Here is a 17585-nt window from a genome sequence, read left to right as displayed (position 1 = left end):
GTGCGAGGACTGCCGGCCGACGACGCCCGGGCGGACCGGAGCCGGGCGACGACCGGCGCCGGGGCGACGGACCGGCGGCGGATCGGGCGGCGTGAGCGGAAGGATGACGAGATGCGCCAGTTGACGGCACTCGACGCGCAGTTCCTGAGCGTGGAGTCGGCGACGACCGCGGCCCATGTGGCGGGTGTCGCCGTGCTCGACCCGTCCACCTCGCCCTCCGGCGCCCTGACCAGGGAGGCGCTGCTCGCCCTGCTGCGGGAGCGGCTGCATCTCGCCCCGCCGCTGCGGATGCTGCTCGCCGACGTGCCCTTCGGGCTCGACCGGCCGTACTGGCTCGACGACCCGGACGTGGACCTCGACGCCCACGTGCACGAGGCCACCCTTCCGGCGCCCGGCGGGGAGCGGGAACTGGCGGCGTACGTGGCGGGCGTCCACGCGCGGCGGCTCGACCGCGGACGGCCGCTGTGGGAGGCGCACCTCATCCACGGCCTGGCGGGCGGCCGTTGCGCCCTGTACATGAAGGTGCACCACTGCGCGATCGACGGCGTGTCGGGCTCGGAGATCCTGACCGCGCTGCTCGACCCGTCGCCGCGGCCGCGCAAGGTGGACGTCCCTCCCGCCCCGGCGCCGCCGGGGCCGCCCAGCCTCCTCACGATGCTCGCCGGGGCGGTCGCCCGGTCGATCGTCCAGCCGGTGGAGACACTGTGCTCGCTCGCCCGTGCCGCCGCGGACCTGGACACGATCCCGGTGGTCGCGGCGCTGCCCGACGCCCGGCTCGTCGCCCAGGTCGCCCGTGCGATCGCGGGCGACTCGCGCCCGCTGCCCGAGACGCCGCCGCTGGTCGCGCCGCGCACGCCGTTCAACGGCCCGATCTCCGGCATGCGGGAGGTCGCCTTCGGCTCCGTGCCGCTGGCGGAGGTCAGGAGAGTGGCCAGGGCCTTCGGCATGGGCCCGAACGACGTGGTGATGACGCTGTGCGCCTCGGCGCTGCGGCGTTGGCTGGTCGCCCACGACGCGCTGCCCGACCGGCCGCTGATGGCCGCCGTACCGGTGGCGTTGCGGCCGCGTACGCCGGACGCGGACGGGTCGTCCCGTGACGCCGGGCGGGTCGGCAACCGCATCTCGGCGATGGTCACGCCGCTGGCCACCGATGTCGCCTGCCCCAGGGAGCGGCTGACGGCCGTACGCGCCGCGCTGGCCGCCGCCAAGCGGCGCTTCGCCGTGTCCCACCGCACCTGGCTGGACGACGTGTGCGCGATGGTGCCGAACGCCTTCGCGGCGCTGGCAACGCCGGTGGTGTTCCGCCTCGCGGGCGTCGCGGGGGCGGGAGTGAACCTCATCGTGTCGAACGTGCCCGGTCCCCGCCTGCCCTTGTATCTCTGCGGCGCCCGGATGCTGTCCTACCACCCGCTGTCGGTGGTCACCGACGCCACCGGGGGGCTCAGCATCACCTGCGCCTCCTACGACGGCCGGCTGGACATCGGCGTCGTCGCCTGCCCCACCCGGCTGCCGGACGTCTGGAGCGTGGTCGACCACCTGCGCGAGGCGATGGACGAGCTCCTGGCCCTGCTCGACGACTCCCCGCACGACGTGGCCCGCCAAGAGGACGCGGTGCCCGTGCGGCCCCGGGAGGAGCGGCAGGAGATGGTGCCCGCCTGACCCCCGGCGGACGGCCCTGCTCCGGTCAGTGCAGGGCGTGGGCGATCAGCTCCGCGACCGCGTCGGGGTCGATGTGGTGGCCGGTGAGCAGGCAGATGCTCTCCTGGTAGAGCAGGACCGCGGCGAAGGTCGCGGCGGCGGCCTCCAGCCGTGCGGCGTCCCCACGCCCGCCCGGCAGGGCGAGCTCCAGGGCGAACCTGGCCCGGCGGATGATCTCGGCGTTGAGACGGCCGAGCCGCTCCCGTACGGACAGGTGGGTGTCGGCCTCCCGGAACAGGATGCGCCGCATCGCGGGGGACGCCCGCAGCGGCAGCCTGCGGGCGAGCCGCGACAGCGCGCCCGCCGCGTCGCCGGGGACCGCCTCGACCTCCTCCTCGACCACCACGGTGCGCTCGTCCACCAGCGAGATCAGTACGTCGATCTTGCGGGGGAAGTAGTGGAAGACCAGGCCCTTGGGCACGCCGGCCAGTTCGGCGATGCGCGCGGTCGGCGTGGCCTCGTAGCCGCCGCCCGCGAACAGTTCCTCGGCGGCGTCGAGGATGCGGGTGCGGGCGTCGCCGTCGGGCGGCCGCATCCCTCTCCGCGAGCGCGAACGCGACCACGCCTTGGCCGTCTGGAGAGGGCTGTCCACGGACCGAACCATAACCAGAGCGGGTGCCCCAACACCATGACGCGAGGGACAGGGCACGCATACGCCCGGCCGCGCCTCGCTGCGGTGGGTGGCGCAGCGCGCGCGGCCGGGCGTGTGGGGGTGCCGGCCCCGGCGGCGGTGGGTGGCACCGCCGGGAGGCCGGCGACGTACGGCCGGGAACCGGTGTCAGTGGCTCGTGGCCTTCTCGGCTCCGAGGCCGGTCAGCGAGCGGACCTCGATCTCCGCGTACTTCGGAGCGTTGTACTCCTTGCTCAGGATCGTGCCGAGGTAGCCGCACAGGAAGCCGATCGGGATCGAGAAGATGCCCGGGTTCGACAGCGGGATCAGGTGGAAGTCGGCGTCGGGGAACATCGACGTCGGCGCGCCGGAGACGACCGGCGAGAAGATCACCAGCACCACGGCGGAGACCAGGCCGCCGTAGATGGCCGAGACCGCGCCCGCCGTGTTGAACCTCTTCCAGAACAGGCTGTAGAGGATCGCCGGCAGGTTGCCCGACGCGGCGACCGCGAAGGCCAGCGAGACGAGGAAGGCCACGTTGAGCGACTGGGCGAAGATGCTCAGCGCGATCGCGACCGCGCCGATCACGAACGCGGCGATCCGGGCGACCACGACCTCCTGGCGCTCGGTGGCGCCGCCCCGCTTGAACACGTGCGCGTACAGGTCGTGGGCGAAGCTGGAGGAGGACGCGAGGGTCAGGCCCGCGACGACCGCGAGGATCGTGGCGAACGCCACCGCCGCGATGACCGCGAGCAGGACCGTGCCGCCCACATCGCCGAAGAGGTCCTCGCCCACCTTCTGGGCGAGCAGCGGGGCCGCCGTGTTGCCGGCCTTGTCGGCCTCGGCGATCGTCTTCGAGCCCACCACGGCCGCGGCGCCGAAGCCGAGCACCAGCGTCAGCAGGTAGAACACGCCGATGATGCCGATGCCCCACATGACCGACTTGCGGGCGTCCCTGGCGGTCGGCACCGTGTAGAAGCGGATGAGGACGTGCGGCAGGCCGGCGGTGCCGAGCACCAGGGCCAGGCCGAGGCTGATGAGGTCGATCTTGCCCCAGACGCCCTGGGCGTCGGTGCCGTACTTGAGACCGGGCTTGAGGAACGCCTCGCCCTTGCCGCTCGCGCTCGCGGCGTCGCCGAGCAGCCCGGACAGGTTGAAGCCGAACTTGCCGAGCACGAGCAGGGTGATCAGCGCCGCGCCCACCATCAGCATGACGGCCTTGACGATCTGCACCCAGGTGGTGCCCTTCATGCCGCCGAACACGACATAGATGATCATCAGCAGGCCGACCGCGATGATCGTCCAGATCTTGCCGGCCTCGGAGTGGACGCCGAGCAGCAGGCCGACGAGCGCGCCCGCGCCGACCATCTGCGCGAGCAGGTAGAAGATGCTCACGACGATCGTGGACACGCCGGCCGCCGTACGGACCGGGCGCGGCGACATCCGGAACGCCAGCACGTCGGCCATCGTGTACTTGCCGGAGTTGCGCATGAGCTCGGCGACCAGCAGCAGCGCCACCAGCCAGGCGACGAGGAAGCCGATCGAGTAGAGGAAGCCGTCGTAGCCCGACAGCGCGATGATGCCGGCGATGCCGAGGAACGACGCGGCCGACATGTAGTCGCCGCCGATCGCCAGGCCGTTCTGCAGGCCGCTGAACGATCGGCCGCCGGCGTAGAAGTCGGACGCGCTCTTGGTGTTGCGGCTGGCCCAGAACGTGATGGCGAGCGTACCGGCAACGAAGACCACGAAGAGGATCGTGGACAGCGTCTCGTGACTCACTTGGCGCCCTCCCCGATCTCGTCGCGGCTCTCGGCCTCGCCGCGCAGCTCGTCGGCGATCGGGTCGAGCTTGGCCGCCGCGTGCCGCGAGTACGCCCAGGCGATCAGGAACGTCGAGACGAACTGCAGCACGCCGAAGACGAGGGCGACGTTGATGTTGCCGAACAACTTGGCGCCCATGAAGTCCCGGGCGAACCCGGAGAGCACCACATAGAGCAGATACCACGCCAGGAAGGCGACGGTCATGGGGAAGGCCCAGGAACGGTAGCGACGGCGCAGCTCCTGGAACTGCTCACCCGCCTGTATACGCTCATAAACCGATGGATCGTGCTGGACGGTCACAAGATCTCCTCCGGCAAAGTGATCTGAATCACTTCAACGTAGGAGCGCGACGCGTCCCCCGACGAGTCCCGACGCCCGCCGCGTCGCCCAGCCGTACCGCCCGCTCGTTCACATGGCGCATCCGTGCGACGAATGGTCGTTTGCACGCGCCGAGTGGTCCGGCGGCCGCCGCCGGACGAACTACATGTACCGCGGGTGCCAGTCACCGCGGTCGACGTTCAGCGTCTCCGGCGTGTGCAGGCGGACCATGGTGCGCGCGACGCCGCGCGGCACCCGCGACGGCGTCAGCAGCGACACCACCACCATGACCGTGAACGACACGGGTACCGTCCAGGCCGCCGGCTGGGCCAGCAGCGACCCCGCCCAGCCGGTGTGCGGGCCGCCGGTGATGGTGACCACGACCGCCGCGCAGGCCAGCCCTCCGCCGGCCAGCAACCCCGCCATCGCACCCGCCGTCGTCAGCCTGCGCCACCAGATGCCGAGCACGAGCAGCGGGCAGAACGACGAGGCGGCCACGGCGAACGCCAGCCCCACCACGGTCGCCACCGGCAGCGAGCGGGCCGCGCCGGCCAGCGCGAGCGGCACGAGCACCGCGAGCACGGTCGCGACGCGGAACGCGCGCACCCCGCCGCGCAGGATGTCCTGCGCGATCACCCCGGCGACCGACACCGTCAGCCCCGACGACGTCGACAGGAACGCCGCGAACGCCCCCGCGGTCACCAGCGCGGTCAGGAACTCGCCCACCGGCCCGCCGACCAGCCGGCCGGGCAGCGCGATGACCACGGTGTCGCTCTCCGGCATGCCGTAGACGTGGCCGAGGTAGCCGTACACGGCGGGCATCAGGTAGAAGGCGCCGAGCAGCGTCAGCACGAGGAGCGTGGTGCGGCGGGCGGCCCGGCCGTCGGGGTTGGTGTAGAAGCGGACGAGCACGTGCGGCAGCCCCATCGTCCCGAGGAACGTCGCGAGGATCAGCGAGTACGTCTCGTAGACCGGGTGCTCGCGGCCGTGCAGCGGCAGCGCCCACTCGTCCCCCGGGGCGAGCCCCGGCGTTCCGTCGGACCACCAGGCCACGAGCATGAACGCCAGCGGCACCGCCAGCGCGGTCAGCTTCAGCCAGTACTGGAACGCCTGGACGAAGGTGATCGACCGCATGCCGCCCGACAGCACGTTGGTCGCCACCACCACCGCCACCAGCAGGCTGCCCACCCACGGCGGCGCCCCGGTGATGGTACCGAAGACCAGCCCGGCGCTCTGGAACTGCGGCATGAGATACAGCCAGCCGATCAGCACGACGAGGACGCTCGACAGCCGCCGCACCGTCATCGACTCCAGCCGCGCCTCGGCGAAGTCGGGCAGGGTGTAGGCCCCCGACCGCCGCAGCGGCGCCGACACCAGCACGAGCAGCACGAGATAGCCGCCGGTCCAGCCGACCGGAAGCCACAGCATGTCCGCGCCGAAGGTGAGGATCAGCCCCGCGACGCCGAGGAAGGAGGCCGCCGACAGGTACTCGCCCCCGATCGCCGAGGCGTTCCACAGCGGCGAGACCGTGCGCGAGGCGACGTAGAAGTCCGACGTGGTGCGGGACATCCGGATGCCGAACGCGCCGATGAGCACGGTCGCCAGCATCACCAGGACGACCGCGGCGATCTGGCTCACCGGCGTACCGTCCTCACCGGCGCTCCACGAGGTCGGCGAAGTCCCGCTCGTTGCGCTCGGCCTGCCGCACGTACAGCCAGGCGCCCGCGACGAGCGCCGGGTAGACCAGCCCCGCGAGCACGACCCACGGCAGCGGCAGCCCGAACAGCTGGACCTCGCGCAACTCCGGGACCAGCAGGAACAGCAGCGGCAGGCCGCCCACGACGCAGGCCAGCACGGTGCACACGAACAACGCCAGGCGGAACTGGGTGCGCACCAGCGAGCCCATGTAGACCTCGCCCAGGCGGGTCTGCTCGTCGATCTCCCGGGTGAGCGGGTGCCGCGGCCTGGGCGCCGCCGCCGTGCGGGGGCTGGTCACCGTCACCCTGCGCGGCTTTCCGCTCGGCGCCGTCCCCTCACCCTGTCCGCGCGCGCCTGCCGCCGCCCTGCGGGGCTTGCCGGTCACCGCCCGGGCTCCGTGGCGCTCACCGGGCCTGGCCCTTCCTGGCGCGGCGGACGAGCAGGTCGCGCAGCTCCCGGGTGTGGCGGCGGCTCACCGGGATCTCGGTGTCGCCGACCCGCACCACGCACTTGCCCGAGTCGATGTGCAGCTCGTCGATGTGCTTGACCGCGACGAGGTGGCTGCGGTGGACGCGCAGGAACCCGGCCGACGCCCAGCGTTCCTCCAGCGTGGCCAGCGGGATGCGGACCAGGTGACTGCCGGTCGCCGTGTGCAGCCGCGCGTAGTCGCCCTGCGCCTCGACGTAGCGCACCTCGGTGCTGGCCACGAACCGGGTGACACCGCCCAGCTCGACCGGAATCGTGTCCGCCTGCGGCCCCTCTCCCTGCTCGCCCCGGCTGCCGCACACCCGGCGGATCGCCTCGGCCAGCCGCTCCGGCCGTACGGGCTTGAGCAGGTAGTCCTCGGCCTTCAGCTCGAACGCGTCGACGGCGTGGGCCTCGTACGCCGTCACGAAGACGATCTTCGGGGGCCGGGTGAACTGGGTCAGCAGGCGCCCCAGCACCACCCCGTCGAGCCCGCGCATGCGGATGTCGAGGAAGACCGCGTCCACCGGCCTGCCGTCCGCGATGGCGCGGTCGAGCAGCCGCAGCGCGGCGGCTCCGTCGCGGGCGGTGAGCACGTCGCCGATCCGGGGGTCCGCGCGCAGCAGGTAGGCGACGTCCTCCAGCGCGGGCTGCTCGTCGTCCACCGCCAGGACCCGCAGACCGCTCACGATCACCCCTTGTCTCCCGGCCCTTTCACCGACCGATCCATAAGAGAGTGATGACCGTAACGTGCGGAAGTCAACGCCTCCCCATCACGACCGCATCACGGCTGGGATCGCGGCGGGCCGAGCTCAGCCCGGACGGCGGCGGAGCCGAGATGATCCTCGGTCATGTCCGGACGCCGGGGTGGTACTTGGGGACCCGTACGGCGACCTTGGTGCCGGCCCCCTCCCCGGTCTCCACCACGAGGCCGTACTCGTCGCCGTAGACCTGGCGCAGCCGCTCGTCGACGTTGGCCACGCCGATGCCGCCCGCGCCCGAGCGGTCCTCCCCCGCCAGCACCCGCCGCAGCCGTTCGGGGTCCATGCCGACGCCGTCGTCCTCGACGGTGATGACGCACTCCGCGCCGGCGTCCTCGGCGACGATCGTGATCCGGCCCACGCCCGGCTTGGCCTCCAGGCCGTGCCGTACGGCGTTCTCCACGAGCGGCTGCAGGCACAGGAACGGCACGGCCACGGGCAGCACCTCCGGCGCGATGCGCAGCGTGACCTGGAGCTGGTCGCCGAACCTGGCCCGCTCGAGCGTGAGATAGCGGTCGATCGAGCGCAATTCCTCGGCCAGGGTGGTGAAGTCGCCGTGCTGCCGGAAGGAGTAGCGGGTGAAGTCGGCGAACTCCAGCAGCAGTTCCCTGGCCTGTTCCGGGTCGGTGCGGACGAACGACGCGATGGTGGTCAGCGAGTTGTAGATGAAGTGGGGCGAGATCTGCGCCCGCAGCGCCCGGACCTCCGCCTCCATCAGCATGGTCCGGGAACGGTCGAGCTCGGCCAGCTCCAGCTGGGAGTCCACCCACCGCGCGACCTCCTGCGCCGCCCGCACGAGCCCGGCCGAGGCGTGATCGCCGTACGCCGCGAGCGAGCCGACGACGCGGTCGTCTGTGGTGAGCGGGACGACGACGGCGTGCCTGACGGGGCACTCGGGCCGCGCGCAGTCGAGCGCGAGCACCTGGGTGCGGCCGTCCTTCAGCGTCTCCGCGGCGTGCTCGAACGCGTCGGCCGCGTGGTGGTCGCCCGCCCCGTCGTAGACGAGCAGCTCCTCCACGCTGGTGACGGCGATGGCCGGGGAGCCGAGCAGCTCGCGCAGGTGCCGCGACGCCTTGAGCGCCCCGGCCTGGGTGAGCCCGGCACGCAGCGGCGGCGCGGCCAGCGACGCGGTGTGCAGCGTCTCGAAGGTCGCCCGCTCGGCGGGGCTGCTGCCGAGGTCGCGCCGGCCGCGCAGCACCCGCCACAGCACGACGGCCGGCACGGCGACGAGGACGGCGACGACGAGCGCGGTGACGACCGGTTCCACGCCGCCGCAGCCTACCCCCCGTCCGCCGCCCGCCCGCTCGCGCGGCGGTGAACGGTCGTCATCGCGCGCCGGGACGCTCGGGCGAGCGCGCCCGATCTGCGGCCCTTCAGGCTCGTCCTCATGAAGGCGGACGACCCCGCCGAGCGTGTCACCATCGCCGTCGGGGTTCTCATCATGGATCTCGCCCTGCTGATGGCCACGGGGTTCGCCATCGACCGGGCGCGCGACCGCGGCGTGCTGTGCGACGGCGCCTCGGTGCTCTGCTCGGGCGGAGACCCCACTTTCGCGCAGTGGAAGGCGGAGATGTCCTTCCGCTCCACCGTCGCCTACGGCCCCTACGGCGTCATGGCCGCGATCCTGGCCGCCAGTCTGGTCGTCGCCTGGCGGCGTGGACGCAGGGGAATCGTGGTCATGCAGCTCACGGCCCTCGTGGTCGTGGCGGTGCTCGCGATCCTGTGGAGGCCGTACCGGGAGGCGTGACGAGCTTCGCACGGCGAAGACGGCTCCCCCGGCGGTGGCGGTCCCGGGGGCTACCGGGCGGGCGTCTTGTGGACGAACGCGGCGACGGCCTCGCCCAGCTCGCGGCCCGCGTCCTCCTGCAGGAAGTGGCCGGCGTTCGCGATGACGGGGTGGTCGAGCCCGGCCGCGCCGCGCATGGCCCTCTTCAGGATCGGCGCCATGCCGCCGGTGATGGGGTCGCGGTCGGAGAACGCGACGAGGAAGGGCAGGTCGAGACGGGTCAGCGTCTCCCAGGCGGCGCGGTTGGCGGGGGCGGCCGGGTCGCCGGGGGTGATCGGCACCAGGCCCGGCATCGCCCGCGGCCCCGCCTTGAACTCCTCGGAGGGGTACGGCGCGTCGTAGGCCCGCCGTACGGGCTCGGGCAGCTCGGCGACGCAGCCGGACTGGACGAACCGGGCGATGTCGAGCACGGGCGCCTTCTCGACGGCCTCCCGGAAGCGGTGCCACACCTCCGGCATCGGGATGTCGCCGGTCGGCAGGCCGGTGTTGGCGGCGACGACCCGGGCGAACCGGTCCGGATGCTCGGCCACGAGCCGCAGCCCGATCAGCCCGCCCCAGTCCTGGCCCACCAGCGTCACGCCCCGGAGGCCGAGCGCGTCGAAGGCGAGCGACCGCACCCACTCCACGTGCCGGGCGTAGGTGTGGTCCTCCGGACGGGACGGCTTGTCCGAGCGGCCGAAGCCCACCAGGTCGGGGGCGACGGCCCGGCAGCCCGCCTCGGCCAGCACGGCCATGACGTGCCGGTAGAGGAACGACCAGCTCGGCTCCCCGTGCAGCAGCAGCACCGGCGGGCCGTCCGCGGGACCCGCCTCGACGTACGCCATCCGGGCGCCGCCGGTCACCTCGGCGTAGCGGGGTTCGTGGGGGAAGTCCGGCAGCTCGGCGAAGCGCTCGTCGGGGGTACGCAGGAAATCCATGCTGCTGTCCTTTACGACGTAGATTTGTCGGATGCGACAGGGTCGGCGGGGCATGTGACGCGCCGCCTGGAGCGGGCGGGCGATGCCTCCGCCCGCCAGGGCTGTCCGGGCTTCATCGAGGACCCGCGGGCGCGTCCAGCGCGGCGCGGATGCGGACGGCGTAGTCCTCCATCTCGGCATCGCCGTCGTATTTGACGCGGGGCCAGAAGAAGCCGCGCAGGCCGTCCTTGCGGTTGCGCGGCACCACGTGGACGTGCAGGTGGGGCACGCTCTGACTGATCCGGTTGTTCATCGCGACGAACGTGCCGGCCGCGCCGGTGCCCGCCTCGACCGCGCGCGCGACGGCCTGGACCCGGCTGAAGAACGGCCCGACCGATTCCGGCGGAAGGTCCGGCAGGGTCTCGGCGTGGCCGCGCGGCACGACGAGCACGTGCCCCTTGAACACCGGCCGGGCGTCGAGGAAGGCCGCCGCGACCTCGTCGTCCAGCACCACGTGGGCGGGCCGCTCCCCCGCCGCGATCTCGCAGAACACGCAGCCGTCCACGGTCACCAGCCCAGCATGGCGTCGCCCTCGACGAGGGCTTTGGCGATGATCAGCCGCTGCACGTCGTTGGTGCCCTCGCCGATCGCCATGAGCGGCGCGTCCCGGTAGAGGCGCTCGACCACGAACTCCTGAGAGTAGCCGTACCCGCCGTGGACCCGCATCGCCTCCATGGTCGCCCGCAGCGCCACCTCCGAGGCGAAGTATTTCGCCATCGCCGCCTCGCTGCGCACCGGCCCCGCCGCCGACCTCGTGGCCGCCCAGTACGTCATGAGCCTGGCCGCCTGGATCTCGGTCGCCATGTCGGCCAGCTTGAGCTGGATCGCCTGGAAGGCCGCGATCGGCTGCCCGAAGGCGTGCCGCTCGCGGGCGTAGCCCAGGGCCGCGTCGTAGGCGCACTGGGCGACGCCGACGGCCCGGGCGGCGATGTTGAGGCGGCCGAGTTCGAGCGCCGACAGCACCTGCTGCATGCCGCGCCCCTCCACGCCGCCGAGCAGCCGGGACGCCGGCACCCGCACGCCGTCGAGGACGACCTCGCACGTCTCCGTGCCCTTGTAGCCCAGCTTGGGCAGGTCGCGGCTGACCGTCAGGCCCTCGCTGCCGGCGTCCACGAGCAGCACCGACATCCCGCGGTGGGCGGGCGTCTCGATCGAGGTCTTCACCAGGACGGGCAGCGGGTCGGCGTGCCGCGCGTTGGTGATCCACGTCTTGGTCCCGGTGACGACGTAGTGGTCGCCGTCGCGGACCGCCCGGGTGGCGATGCCCTGCAGGTCGGTGCCCGCGCCCGGCTCGGTCAGCGCGATCCCGGTGCGGCGGGCGCCGGTGGCCAGGTCGGGCAGGTAGTGGCGGCGCTGCTCCTCGGTGCCGTACTTGGCGATCATCCAGGCGGACAGCGAGTGGGAGCCGAGCACCCCCGCCACGCCCATCCAGCCCCGGGCGATCTCCTCGAAGACGAGGGCGAACGACACCCGGTCGAGGTCGAGCCCGCCGTACTCCTCCGGGATCGTGATGCCGAACAGCCCCAGCTGCGCGAACCGCTCGACGATCTCCGCCGGGTAGCGGCCCGTGCGCTCCCACTCCGGCGCGACGGGAACGATCTCCTTGTCCACGAACTCCCGCAGCGTCTGCCGGAACAGCCGCTGGTCCTCGTTCAGCTCGAAGTCCATCACGCCTCCATCGGGCCGGTCTTGGCGCGCGGGAAGTATCCCTTGTCGTGCGGCGCGTCGCGCTTGTAGACCATCACCGAGCGCCGCCAGGACATCACCTCGTCGCCGTCCTGGTTCAGCCCCCGGGTCCGGCAGGTGACGATGCCGGCGTACGGCCGGGACCTCGACTCGCGCTTGTCGACGACCATCGACTCGGCGTAGAGCGTGTCGCCCACGAAGACCGGATGGGTCAGCAGGATCTCGTCCCAGCCGAGGTTCATCATGGCCGTCTGGCTGATGTCGATGACCGACAGCCCGAGCACGATCGCCACCGAGAGCCCCGAGTTCACGATGATCTTCCCGGCCGGAGACCCGGCGGCGAAGTGCGCGTTGAAGTGGTTCTGGTTGGTGTTCATCGTCAGCAGCGTGAACCAGGTGTTGTCGGCCTCGCTGATCGTCCGGCCGAGCGGGTGCTGGTAGACGTCGCCGACCACGAAGTCCTCGTAATAGCGCCCGATGCGGGCTTCATGGACCGTCACACCAGAATACTATTCTGGATCTTCCCGCCGCAGGGGCCGACGCCGGGCTCGGCCTCAGCGCGCGTCGGTCTCCTGGCGCGCTTCGCGCCGCGTCTCGGGCACCTCGCCCAGGCCTTCCTCGGGTTCGGGGTTCTTCGGGGGATCGCGGGGGTCGACGTACGGCTCCGCCGGGGACTCACCATCCGCGATCTTGCGGCCGCGCTGGAGCTCCGCGTCGAGTTGGGCGCCGCTGAGGATGACGATGTTCGACAGCCACAGCCAGATGAGGAAGACGACGACGGCCGCGAGCGTGCCGTACGTCTTGTTGTAGGAGCCGAACCGCGCGACGTACAGCCCGAAGCCGGCGGACACCACGACCCAGGCCACGACGGCGAACACGCTGCCGGGGCTGAGCCACCGCACGCCGGGCTGGCGGACGTTGGGCGCGGCGTAGTAGAGCAGCGTGATCATGCCCGCCGCGAGCAGCACGAGCACCGGCCATTTCACGATGCCCCAGACGGTGACCGCCGTCGGCCCGAGGCCGATCAGGTTCCCCGCGATCTCGGCGAGCCGGCCGGTGAAGGTGACGGCGAGCGCGGAGGCCGCCATCAGGATCACCAGCAGGAGCGTCAGCCCCACCCGGAGCGGGGTCACCTTCCAGAACGGACGGCCCTCGCGGATGTCGAAGATCGCGTTGGTCGCCCGGATGAACGCGCCCATGTAGCCGGAGGCCGCCCACAGTGCGAGCAGCAGACCCGTGACCGCGAACACCCCGGCGGTGCCCTGGTGCTCCTGCACGTTGGCGAGGCCGGTCTGCAACATCTGCTGGACCGGCCCCGGCGTCAACGACTTGATGTTCTCGAGCAGCGGCTCCGTGGCGCTCTGGCCCAGCAGGCCGAGTATCGACACCAGCACGATCAGCCCGGGGAAGATCGAGAGGACGGCGTAATACGTCAGCGAGGCCGCCCAGTCGGGAACGTTGTCCTCCTTGAACTCCTTGGCCGTGCGTTTGACGACTCCGATCCAGTCGCGACGCGACAGCCTCTCGAGCGGCCCCTGCTCGTCCTCGGGGTCGGTCATCGGTGGGCGAACCTCCGCATGAGCGTGTGACGTGGATGCGAGAACATCCGGCGGCCGCCGAACATGCGGCTCCGGCCGAAGATGCCGCGCATTCCCCTGCCGCCGAACATGGTCTTCCGGCCGAACGCGTTCATCCCGCCGAAGCCGCGCTTACCACCGGGCATGCGCAGCCCGCTGAACGCGCTCTTCCCGCCGGGCACGCGCAGCCCGCCGAAGGCGCTCTTCCCGCCGAACGCGCCCTTGCCGCCGAGCGGGCCCAGGCCGCCGACCCTCTTCTTGGCGCCGAGCATCCGGTATCCGCCGACCGGCTTGCCGGTCTTCCCGGAGGTCCCGAGCCCGCCCATCCCCCGGCCCATGCGGCCTCCGCCGAACCCGCGGGCCTTCGCCGGCATGCCCTGCTTCTGGAACATGCCGGACACGCCCGGCCTCGTCGTACGGCCCTGGCTCCGGGTGATGACGCGGCGGAGCAGCAGCAGCGCGGTCCCCGCGACTCCGGCGGCGGCGACCATGCCGGGACGGCGCCTCGCCTGTTCGCCCACCTTGCCGGCGGCTCCGCGCACCGGCTCCGGCGTGGCCTCGCGCACACGGCCGGTGACTCCGGCGACCCTGGCCCGCGCGGCGGCGGTGGTCGCGTGCACGCGCTCCTGCGCCCGCGCCTTCACGTCGGCCTTGGCTGCCAGGGCCTCGATCGTGTCGCCGAGGTGGTCGCGGGTCCGTTCGATCTCCTGGCGGACCTCGGCGATCTCGTCGTGGCCCTTCTTCTCGTCCTCGCCCTTGGTCTCGGTGTCCCGGGCCGCGGCCACGGGTTCGGGACCGGGCCGCGACTGCCGCACGGCGTTCAGCGACTCCGGCTCGGTGACCGGCTCGGACACGTCCTGTCTGTGCACACCCACGGCACCGGCGTTCGGCCGGGCCGCTCCGGGGTCGGTCTCGGTCATCTGCGCGCACTCTCCTTCATGACGTCGATGTCCGCTTTGAGGCTGCGCATCGCCTCGTCGGGAGTGGGCGGCGCCGCGCGGGACACCTGCTCCTTGCCCACCAGGGCGAGCAGCCCGGCGAGTGCCAGCAGCGCGGCGCCTACGATCAGGGCGCTGCCCCAGGCGGGCAGCACCAGTGCGAGCGCCAGGATCGCCGTGGCCACGAGGGCTCCCCCGCCGTAGAACGCGATGAGACCCGCGGCTCCGAGCAGGCCCGCGCCCATACCCGCGCGTTTGCCCTTACGCGTCATTTCAAGCCGCGCCAGCCGCAGTTCGTCGCGGATCAACCGGGAGACGTCCTCGGACAGCCGTCGGACGAGTTCGCCCGTGGACAGCGACTCCTTCTGGATGGTCATGGCCTGCCTCCCTTCCAGGGTTGGGAAGCGCCTACCCGCAGCCGAGAGCCCTAACCACCGGTCACGGCGGGCTGAACGGCCGGGCCGTTACAGATGAAAGTTTCAGTTATGAAATCTCGCCACATCCGTCAGGGAGGGGCAAAAGACCAGCAAGGGGCCCCGGCTCACCGTGCGGCGGGATCACCGGGTGAGGCGTCGGCAACCTGTCATTGACATACGGGGGGCCCAATCCACAATCCTGTGGTGGGAGCGCTCCCATCCTACCGGTTCAGATTCACCCTTGCCCGCATCGGCCGTGAAATCCGCTACCTGGGATTTCTCCATCCGATGCTCCCACCCCCAACCCACTTTGGAGACCCTCCAAAAATGAGAACGAGAGCTCTTAGTACGGGAGCGCTCCCACGATCGCGGAGACCGCTGGCCCTGCTGGCGGCCGCCACCGTGAGCGGCGGCCTCCTCGTCGGGCTGGCGCAGACCCCCGCGTCCGCCGCCGTGGCCTGCGACGTTCAGTACGCGCTCAACTCCTGGGGTTCCGGCTCGGGCGGTTTCACGGCCAGCCTGGACATCAAGAACCTTGGCGACCCGGTCAACAACTGGACGCTCCGGTTCACCTTCCCCAACGGACAGAAGCTGTCCAACGGCTGGTCGGCCAACTGGAGCCAGAGCGGCACCACCGTCACGGCCACGAACATGTCCTGGAACGGCAGCCTCGGCACCGGTGCGACGACCAACGTCGGGTTCCAGGGAACGTGGACCGGCAGCAACAACAAGCCCGCCTCGTTCTCCATCAACGGGGTGACCTGTGGGGCGGTCGTGAGCCCCTCCCCGCCCGTGAGCCCGTCGCCGTCCCCGTCGCCGTCGGCCTCTCCCTCGGCCTCGCCGTCCGCTTCGCCCTCCGCCTCTCCCTCGGCGTCGCCGTCCGCGTCGCCGTCGGCGAGCCCCTCGCCGGGAACCAACCAGTACATCAACAACTTCATGACGATGTACAACAAGATCCACGACCCGGCCAACGGGTACTTCTCGCCGCAGGGCGTGCCGTACCACTCGGTCGAGACGCTGCTCGTGGAGGCGCCGGACCAGGGCCACGAGACGACGTCCGAGGCCTACAGCTACTACCTGTGGCTGGAGGCGATGTACGGCAAGGTCACCGGCGACTGGTCGAAGTTCAACACCGCGTGGCAGTCGATGGAGAAGTACATCATCCCGGCGCGCGCCGACCAGCCGACCAACGACAAGTACGACCCCAGCAAGCCGGCGACGTACGCGGGTGAGTGGAACGACATCTCGGGGTACCCGTCCAAGCTCGACAGCGGCGTCAGCGTCGGCACCGACCCGATCGCGAACGAGCTGAAGAGCGCGTACGGCACCTCCGACATCTACGGCATGCACTGGCTGCTGGACGTCGACAACACCTACGGCTTCGGGCGTTGCGGCGACGGCACCACCAAGCCGGCGTACATCAACACCTACCAGCGCGGCCCCGAGGAGTCGGTCTTCGAGACCATCCCGCAGCCGTCGTGCGACACCTTCAAGTTCGGCGGCCCGAACGGGTTCCTCGACCTGTTCACGGGTGACGCGTCCTACGCGAAGCAGTGGAAGTACACCAACGCGCCGGACGCCGACGCCCGCGCCGTCCAGGCCGCCTACTGGGCGCTGACCTGGGCGACCGAGCAGGGCAAGCAGTCGCAGATCTCCACCTCCGTGGCCAACGCCGCGAAGATGGGTGACTACCTGCGCTACTCGATGTACGACAAGTACTTCAAGCAGCCGAACTGCACCAGCACCTCCTGCCCGGCGGGCACCGGCAAGAACGCGTCGAACTACCTGCTGTCCTGGTACTACGCCTGGGGCGGCGCGACCGACACGTCGGCCGGCTGGGCGTGGCGCATCGGCTCCAGCCACAACCACTCGGGCTACCAGAACCCGATGGCGGCCTGGGCGCTGTCGAACGTCAGCGCGCTGAAGCCCAAGGGCTCGACCGCGGTCACCGACTGGTCGACCAGCCTCACCCGCCAGCTGCAGTTCTACAAGTGGCTGCAGTCGGCCGAGGGCGGCATCGCCGGCGGCGCGACCAACAGCTGGGAGGGCCACTACGCCGCCCCGCCGTCCGGCCTGCCCAAGTTCTTCGGCATGGCCTACGACTGGCAGCCGGTCTACCACGACCCGCCGTCGAACCAGTGGTTCGGCTTCCAGGCGTGGTCGATGGAGCGCGTGGCCGAGCTCTACTACGCCACGGGCAACACCGACGCCAAGGCGATCCTCGACAAGTGGGTCACCTGGGCGCTGGGCGGCACCACGGTGAACTCCGACGGCTCCTTCCAGATCCCCTCGACGCTGGTGTGGACCGGTCAGCCGGACGCCAGCTTCAGCGGCACCGGGATGCCGCCGGCCAACACCGGCCTGCACGTGACCATCCGGGACTACACCGACGACATCGGCGTGGCCGGCTCCTACGCCAAGACGCTGATGTTCTACGCGGCCAAGGCGAACCACGCCCAGGCCAAGGCCACGGCCAAGGCTCTCCTGGACGGCATCTGGAAGAACAACCAGGACGCCAAGGGCGTGTCGGTCAACGAGACCAAGGCCGACTACAACCGCCTCGACGACCCGATCTACGTCCCGTCCGGCTGGAGCGGCAAGATGCCGAACGGCGACCCGATCAACAGCAGCTCGACCTTCATCTCCATCCGGTCCTGGTACAAGAACGACCCGGACTGGCCGAAGGTCCAGTCGTACCTGAACGGCGGATCGGCCCCGGTCTTCCGCTACCACCGCTTCTGGGCGCAGACGGACGTCGCGACCGCGCTCGGACAGTACGGCCTGCTCTTCCCCAACGGCTGAGCGGGTCCCCGTGAGCCGGGGTGCGGTGTCGCCTGACCCTTCACCGCACCCCAA

17 protein-coding genes are annotated in these 17585 nt (G+C 71.4%); 3 read left to right on the top strand and 14 right to left on the bottom strand.

Annotation, left to right across the window (positions count from 1 at the left end; genetic code table 11):
• Positions 1-111 precede the first annotated feature (111 nt).
• Positions 112-1659 carry a wax ester/triacylglycerol synthase family O-acyltransferase gene (locus HHX41_RS10390; protein ID WP_182905774.1) on the top strand — a complete coding sequence of 516 codons (1548 nt, stop codon included), beginning with the start codon at positions 112-114 and terminating at the stop codon, positions 1657-1659.
• 25 nt (positions 1660-1684) lie between these two features.
• Here HHX41_RS10390 and HHX41_RS10385 read toward each other — a convergent pair whose 3' ends face one another.
• The 7 genes from HHX41_RS10385 to HHX41_RS10355 all read right to left on the bottom strand — a co-directional run bounded on the left by HHX41_RS10385 (position 1685) and on the right by HHX41_RS10355 (position 8637).
• On the bottom strand, positions 1685-2290 hold the full coding sequence (locus HHX41_RS10385) for a helix-turn-helix domain-containing protein (protein ID WP_310741915.1): 606 nt from the start codon (positions 2288-2290) through the stop codon (positions 1685-1687).
• A gap of 186 nt (positions 2291-2476) precedes the next feature.
• A complete protein-coding gene (locus HHX41_RS10380) occupies positions 2477-4087 on the bottom strand; it encodes a cation acetate symporter (protein ID WP_169980585.1) in 1611 nt (536 codons plus the stop codon).
• Positions 4084-4428, bottom strand: a complete 345-nt coding sequence (locus HHX41_RS10375) for a DUF485 domain-containing protein (RefSeq protein ID WP_169980583.1) — start codon at positions 4426-4428, stop codon at positions 4084-4086. The genes HHX41_RS10380 and HHX41_RS10375 overlap by 4 nt, the downstream gene beginning before the upstream one ends.
• Positions 4429-4608: 180 nt before the next feature.
• Entirely contained in the window at positions 4609-6054 is a 1446-nt protein-coding gene (locus tag HHX41_RS10370; RefSeq protein WP_182905997.1) for a cation acetate symporter, read from the bottom strand.
• Positions 6055-6097: 43 nt separating this feature from the next.
• Entirely contained in the window at positions 6098-6529 is a 432-nt protein-coding gene (locus HHX41_RS10365) for a hypothetical protein (RefSeq protein ID WP_259400859.1), read from the bottom strand.
• Between the two features lie 19 nt (positions 6530-6548).
• Positions 6549-7298 carry a LytTR family DNA-binding domain-containing protein gene (locus tag HHX41_RS10360; protein WP_169980581.1) on the bottom strand — a complete coding sequence of 250 codons (750 nt, stop codon included), beginning with the start codon at positions 7296-7298 and terminating at the stop codon, positions 6549-6551.
• Between the two features lie 160 nt (positions 7299-7458).
• The gene (locus HHX41_RS10355) at positions 7459-8637 is read right to left on the bottom strand and encodes a sensor histidine kinase (protein WP_182905773.1); all 1179 of its coding nucleotides are present in this window, start codon (positions 8635-8637) and stop codon (positions 7459-7461) included.
• Between the two features lie 120 nt (positions 8638-8757).
• On the opposite strand from HHX41_RS10355, the gene HHX41_RS10350 reads away from it, so the two are divergent.
• Positions 8758-9117, top strand: a complete 360-nt coding sequence (locus tag HHX41_RS10350; protein WP_182905772.1) for a hypothetical protein — start codon at positions 8758-8760, stop codon at positions 9115-9117.
• Positions 9118-9167: 50 nt separating this feature from the next.
• Here the strand turns inward: HHX41_RS10350 and HHX41_RS10345 are convergent, their stop codons facing one another.
• The 7 genes from HHX41_RS10345 to HHX41_RS10315 form a co-directional block, all read right to left on the bottom strand.
• Entirely contained in the window at positions 9168-10073 is a 906-nt protein-coding gene (locus HHX41_RS10345; protein WP_182905771.1) for a haloalkane dehalogenase, read from the bottom strand.
• A gap of 112 nt (positions 10074-10185) precedes the next feature.
• Positions 10186-10623 (bottom strand): HIT family protein, encoded by a 438-nt coding sequence (locus HHX41_RS10340; RefSeq protein WP_310741913.1) that lies wholly within the window; start codon positions 10621-10623, stop codon positions 10186-10188.
• Complete coding sequence (locus HHX41_RS10335) at positions 10620-11780, bottom strand: acyl-CoA dehydrogenase family protein (RefSeq protein ID WP_182905770.1); 1161 nt, start codon at positions 11778-11780, stop codon at positions 10620-10622. Before HHX41_RS10335 ends, HHX41_RS10340 begins: the two co-directional genes overlap by 4 nt.
• Positions 11780-12298 carry a MaoC family dehydratase gene (locus HHX41_RS10330; RefSeq protein ID WP_182905769.1) on the bottom strand — a complete coding sequence of 173 codons (519 nt, stop codon included), beginning with the start codon at positions 12296-12298 and terminating at the stop codon, positions 11780-11782. The genes HHX41_RS10335 and HHX41_RS10330 overlap by 1 nt, the downstream gene beginning before the upstream one ends.
• A 54-nt stretch (positions 12299-12352) precedes the next feature.
• A complete protein-coding gene (locus tag HHX41_RS10325; protein WP_182905768.1) occupies positions 12353-13357 on the bottom strand; it encodes a YihY/virulence factor BrkB family protein in 1005 nt (334 codons plus the stop codon).
• Complete coding sequence (locus tag HHX41_RS10320) at positions 13354-14295, bottom strand: DUF3618 domain-containing protein (protein WP_182905767.1); 942 nt, start codon at positions 14293-14295, stop codon at positions 13354-13356. Before HHX41_RS10320 ends, HHX41_RS10325 begins: the two co-directional genes overlap by 4 nt.
• Entirely contained in the window at positions 14292-14690 is a 399-nt protein-coding gene (locus HHX41_RS10315) for a phage holin family protein (protein ID WP_169980565.1), read from the bottom strand. The genes HHX41_RS10320 and HHX41_RS10315 overlap by 4 nt, the downstream gene beginning before the upstream one ends.
• Positions 14691-15056: 366 nt before the next feature.
• Here HHX41_RS10315 and HHX41_RS10310 point away from each other — a divergent pair, with 366 nt between their 5' ends.
• Positions 15057-17531, top strand: a complete 2475-nt coding sequence (locus tag HHX41_RS10310) for a glycoside hydrolase family 48 protein (RefSeq protein ID WP_182905766.1) — start codon at positions 15057-15059, stop codon at positions 17529-17531.
• The last annotated feature ends 54 nt before the right edge of the window (positions 17532-17585 follow it).

The sequence above is a fragment of the Microbispora sp. H13382 genome (genome assembly GCF_014161445.1).
GTDB lineage: Bacteria > Actinomycetota > Actinomycetes > Streptosporangiales > Streptosporangiaceae > Microbispora.
The sequence above is the reverse complement of the archived record's forward strand: the minus strand, read 5'-3'. Positions and strand labels throughout refer to the sequence as shown.